Origin of the sequence: Marixanthomonas spongiae (genome assembly GCF_003095375.1) — a bacterium.
Lineage (GTDB): Bacteria > Bacteroidota > Bacteroidia > Flavobacteriales > Flavobacteriaceae > Marixanthomonas > Marixanthomonas spongiae.
Map to the genome: position 1 here is coordinate 1 of NZ_QEHR01000023.1, position 5,232 is coordinate 5,232.

At 43.8% G+C, this 5,232-nt stretch carries 1 protein-coding gene; it reads left to right on the forward strand.

Going from position 1 to position 5,232, the window contains the following annotated elements; genetic code table 11:
- Window positions 1–683: 683 nt before the first annotated feature.
- Window positions 684–5,232, forward strand: a 4,549-nt coding sequence (locus DDV96_RS15660) for an HYR domain-containing protein (protein WP_116695721.1), incomplete at its 3' end; no start/stop codon positions are given.

The following is a 5,232-nucleotide window of genomic DNA, read 5'->3' on the forward strand; positions in this document are numbered from 1 at the left end:
CAGTGAAAACGGTGCCATCACTAAACAGTTGATTAAAGAATAACCTGTTTTTATACCTTAGTTTATCAGTTATATTCAAAATGCCCGGGGGACAACCTCCGGGCTTTTATTTGTACTAGTTGGTAACTATACCACCATCAAATATTGATTTTCTTATCATATCTATGTACAAAAAAAACCTAAGAACTTCGACAGGTGCCATTAAACAAAGTCAAATAAAAACTCATTTAATTAACCAAAAAAACAAGAAAAACACCATTGTTTTAATACATTGTAGGAAAATACATCGATATTTTATTGCACTTTATCGATATTATTATTTCATTCTTCACGTATTTTCGTATTAATTTTTGGTTTTATTTAACTTTTATAAAAATTGAAATATCTATAAACCCTCAAGACGGTTCTTTATATAAAATGATGATTTGCAAAATATTAGCCTAATTAAATAAGTGAAACACGGCCCATACATCTATACAAACACAACACCGATAATTAGGCCATCTATATTTTGTCTATATAAAAAAGTGCGATTGTTCTTATTAAAACTATTTATTTGTACGACATTTCGCTAAAAATAACAGTATGTCAAAGTTTTTAATGACCTATGGTTAACCCTATTACAAATTAATTTTAAATAAGTATTACCCAAATTTTATAATCTTTATTAACCTTCAATCAATATGACAAAAAAACTACCCCCCGCCAATTCTTTGGTAAAAATTTTATACGAACGATTTATCAGGGAAAAGAAACCTACGGCCTTATCGGCCATGTGCTGTATTGGGCTTTTGCTATGTACGATTCTTCCTGCTCACGCAAGCAATCCGCCATCAAAATTAAAAAGCGGCAAACAACAAACGGCCATCGGCCCCGTGATGGAAGCACCCCCCAGCTGTTTTATCAATTTAGGACTCGACTCTTGGAGTGTGGAAGGCGATCCCTCCCACGGAAACTGGATACCGGCCACCGATGGAAGTAGTGTACGACAGACCGTAAACAGTGATCCTTCCTTTTATGTAAGCAATGCAGACTATTTTAATACTACCATACAAGGGGAGTTTATGGTACAAACTACAGATGATGATGATTTCATTGGTTTTGTATTGGGATACCAGTCGCCCAATTCTGGGACTTCCAACGATGAATATAATTTTATCCTTTTTGATTGGAAGCAAGCCGCACAGATCTGTGCCAATCAAGAAATGCGACTTACCCGTGTTCAGGGAACCGCAACAGATGTTATGAGTGTTTTTTGGTGCCAAGATAATGCCATAAATGATGTATTGGCCAGAAGTACTGCTTTAGGTGGATGGGCCGACAATACCGCATATACCTTTCAAGTAGAGTATGGTGCTACCAACATAAGTGTATGGGTTAATGGTACGCAGGTATTTGATGTGGATGGCACTTTTGAAAGTGGCCGTTTCGGGTTTTATAATTATTCACAACCAACGACCCTTTACAGAAATTTCTCGCTTCCGTTCTCTGCGGTTATCAACAAAACCGATGAAAGTTGTACAGGGGCCAACGATGGAGCAGCCACCGCTGTTGTTTCTGATTTCGCCACAGGACCTTATAGTTATCTATGGAATACAGGTGAAACCACCGAGACCATTACAAACTTGGCACCAGGAACATACGATGTAACCGTTACCTCTCAAGATGGGTGTACTGCCAACGCTTCGGTTACCATTGGCACGGCTCCCGATACAACTGCGCCAGTGGCCGTGTGCCAAGACATTACTGTACAATTAGATGCGCTGGGCAATGCCTCTATTACTGCAGCCGAAATAGACAATGGATCTACCGATAATTGCGGAATCGCTTCCACTGCTATAGATATAAACAGTTTTAACTGTAACAACATAGGCGCCAACGCCGTAGTATTAACGGTTACCGATAACTCGGGCAATACAAGTACCTGTACCGCCACCGTTACAGTAGAAGATAACATAACACCTGTGGCACGTGCAAAAAACTTGACCTTACAACTCAACGACCCTACCGGTCTTACACTAAATCCTGCAATGGTAGATAATGGCAGTAGCGATAATTGCTCGTTTACCCTTTCATTAAGCAAAACCAACTTTAGCTGTACAGATATTGGCACCCAAAATGTAATCCTTACGGTAACTGACACCGCCGGAAATACAGCTACCGCCTCGTCTGAAATCACCATCTTGGCTCCAGACCCCTTTGTGGTTACCTCTCCTGGAGTTACGGAAATTACAACGCCCACTGTATTATCAACCATAGATAATGCGCTTTCCATAAACTATAACGACCCTGTAAATGGAGCATTGGTTTTTATTGATTCAAATTTTCAGGTAGGAGACGAATTAGCTCTGGATAGCGGTTATACCCTTCCCAGCGGAGTCACTTCTTCTTATAACGCAACTTCCGGTATATTGACCATTTCAGGAACACTAACGCCAGCACAGATAGAAACATTATTTCAAAATGTGCAATTTAGAACCAGCAGTTCCAATAGTGTGGACCGCACCATACAATTTACCATGGGAAGCAGTATTGCCAACCCAGAAAATGATCATTTTTATGAATACATAAACGGAAACTTTACGTGGACGCAGGCAAAAGCCGATGCCGCCACACGTAGCCTGTATGGTTTACAAGGATATTTGGCCACAGCTACCTCTGCAACCGAAAACGATTTCATTAAGAACAATTTAATTAATGACGGCTGGTTAGGCGGATCTGATGATTTTAATCAAATAAACACGGCCGTAGGCTCTACGCTTTTTGCCAACCAAGGTGAAGCCGAAGGAAAGTGGTATTGGATAACCGGTCCTGAAGCAGGTACACAGTTCTCAAACGGAGCCACTCCGGTAGGAGGTGAATATGCCAATTGGAACAGTGGGGAACCTAACAATTCCAGTGGTTCTGAACACTTTTTACAAATTTATTTTGCAAATAACGGAAGATGGAACGACTTAGGCAGCAGTCAAAATTTAGGATATATCGTAGAATACGGTGGAATGCCCGGTGATGCCCAATGTTTTTCTTTTTCAGGAAATAAAGTAGTACAATTAAATCAAGCTCCCGAACTATCGCCCATAGCAAACGATACGGGATGTCCTGGACAGCCTTATAGCACAACCCTTGTTGTAACAGACAACGAAGATGCACTGGCAGACCTTTCTTTCTCAGCTACCTCTAACGACCAAACCGTGGTTCAAGACAGTAATGCAACGGTTACTTTTGATGGAACCGATTATACGCTAGAGCTAACTCCAGAAACTTCCATTCAAGGTACTGCCACCATTACAGTTACCGTAACCGATACAGGAGGGCAAAGTGATGTGGAAACTTTTGATTATACTACGGAAGATACCGAAAACCCAGTGGCAAACTGCGTGGCACCTTTCACCGTACAATTGGATGCGACCGGTAATGCGGCCATCACGGCAGCGGACATCGACAACGGCTCGACCGATAACTGTGGGATCGCTTCCACTACCATCGACGTCAGCAGTTTTGATTGTTCCAACGTAGGCGATAACACCGTCACCCTCACCGTGACCGACGTAAACGGAAACAGCTCAACGTGTACAACTGTAGTTACGGTTGAAGACACCGTGGTACCAATTGCAAACTGCGCGGCACCTTTCACCGTACAATTGGATGCGACCGGTAATGCGGCCATCACGGCAGCGGACATCGACAACGGCTCGACCGATAACTGTGGGATCGCTTCCACTACCATCGACGTCAGCAGTTTTGATTGTTCCAACGTAGGCGATAACACCGTCACCCTCACCGTGACCGACGTAAACGGAAACAGCTCAACGTGTACAACTGTAGTTACGGTTGAAGACACCGTGGCACCAATTGCAAACTGCGTGGCACCTTTCACGGTTCAGTTGGATTCCAATGGTGAAGCTTCCATCACGGCAGCGGACATCGACAACGGCTCGACCGATAACTGTGGGATTGCCTCCACTACCCTCGACGTCAGCAGTTTTGATTGTTCCAACGTAGGCGATAACACCGTCACCCTCACCGTGACCGACGTAAACGGAAACAGCTCTACCTGTACAACTGTAGTTACGGTTGAAGACACCGTGGCGCCAATAGCCAATTGCGCGGCACCTTTCACCGTACAGTTGGATTCCAATGGTGAAGCTTCCATCACGGCAGCGGACATCGACAACGGCTCGACCGATAACTGTGGGATCGCCTCCACTACCCTCGACGTCAGCAGTTTTGATTGTTCCAACGTAGGCGATAACACCGTCACCCTCACCGTGACCGACGTAAATGGAAACAGCTCTACTTGTACGACTACCGTTACTGTTGAAGATACTGTGGCACCTACTTTATATTGCAATGTAGATTTAACCGCCGACACTGATTTTGGAGAATGCTATGCAACGGTATATTTCCCAGATGCATTGGCAACGGATAATTGTTCTGGAGTAACCGTAGTTCAAACGGCTGGTCTGCCATCTGGCAGTCAGTTTCCGGTAGGCGTATCGACTGTTGAATTCACCGCTACCGATGCCAGTGGAAACAGTAGCGTTTGTACCTTCGATATTACCGTTGAAGACAATGAAGCACCTATTGCGGTGTGTGAGAACATCACGGTTCAGTTAGATGAATTTGGCTCGGCTTCCATTACCGCTGCTGATCTGGACGGCGGTTCTACCGATGCCTGTGGTGTTGATACCATTGCAATCAATCAAGATACTTTTGATTGTAGCAACGTTGGCGACAATAATGTAACCTTGACCGTAACCGATGTAAACGGAAACGTTTCTTCGTGTACCGCTGTTGTGACTGTGGAAGATATCACCGCTCCTGAAGTGGTTTGTCAAGATATTACCGTTCAATTGGATGCTACTGGTACGGTAAGCATTACAGGGATGGATGTAGATGGAGGTTCAACCGATGCGTGCGGTATTGCTAGTTATGATCTGGACATCGATACGTTTAACTGCTCCAATGTAGGTGTTAACGCCGTAGCATTAACGGTTACCGATAACAATGGCAATACAGCAACTTGTACGGCTATGGTTACAGTAGAAGATACCATAGCACCAGATTTAGTATGTACCGACTTTACCTTGGAATTAGGCCAGGACGGCACCGCTACCCTATTGCCGGACGATGTGATCGCCAGCTTGGATGAAGCCTGTGGCATTGAAACCACCGCAGTGGATATTACCGAGTTTGATTGTAGTGATATTGGTACACCAGTTACCGTGCAAG